This window comes from Bacillus sp. AFS012607 (assembly GCF_002558005.1).
GTDB lineage: Bacteria > Bacillota > Bacilli > Bacillales > Bacillaceae_G > Bacillus_A > Bacillus_A thuringiensis_S.
The window spans coordinates 1-825 of the sequence record NZ_NTVM01000053.1 but is presented as its reverse complement, the minus strand read 5'-3'; the positions used below and the strand labels follow the sequence as shown (position 1 = coordinate 825).

The window sequence follows — 825 nt, the reverse complement described above, 5'->3', positions numbered from 1 at the left end:
GTTTTTATCTAGAAAAAAGAAAAAAGCGGCACCAAAGGTAAAGAAAAGTATTGCGGAAATTATGCAAATTGTAGACATGACGGAGGATGGCATATTTGAACTGAAAAATGAGGAGTTTTTAGAAATTCTTCAAGTCGAAGGTGACGATATGTTCTCTAAGAATAGCGATGAACAAGCATTTGTCATTTTCTCACATGCGTATTTCTATCAAGCCTACAAACAGTCCATTAAACTCGTTTTTTTAAACTTTCCATGTCAAACAACCGAACAACAACGTTATATAGAGAAGAAAATTAAAGAATGTACCAGTCCTTTGTATGAACGAATTTTAAATCAAAAGTTAAAAGAACTGCAGTTTTTAGAATGGGGCAGAACAAATCGGGAAGCCTTCTTATTTATTTATGGAGAAACGGAATTAATCGTAAAAGAACGTGTAGATGCAGCAAAGCGATATATCAAACGCTCTACTGAACTATTAGAGGTGGATGAAGAGAAAAAGTTAGAGCTTATGTTTAAATTGTTTAATCAAAATGCAAAATTAGGAACGAAAAATATATGGTAGTAAGGGGGCAACAATATGTTTGCGTTCAAGAGTAAAAAATCTAAAAAAGAAAAACAAGAGGAACTAAAAAAGAAGAAAGGTTACAACCCCTTTTTAGTGGCTAGAGTTCAGCCACAAGGGGGAATTAGTTTTAAGGAAAGTTATTTTCAAACAGGTGATGGATTAGGCACTTGCATTCATGTCTATGATTATCCAACAGAGGTAAATGATTTTTGGTTAGAGCAAATTATGAATATGCCAAATGTGATCACAACATTAGATGT

General features: G+C 33.3%; 1 protein-coding gene and 1 pseudogene. Both read left to right on the top strand.

Translation table 11 applies throughout. The features are described 5' to 3' along the window. The coding region (locus CN409_RS30075; RefSeq protein ID WP_098217966.1) for a hypothetical protein at positions 1-562 on the top strand (562 nt) is incomplete at its 5' end. Between the two features lie 15 nt (positions 563-577). Continuing rightward, positions 578-825 (top strand): annotated as a pseudogene (locus tag CN409_RS30070) (type IV secretion system protein VirB4); the annotation flags it as partial.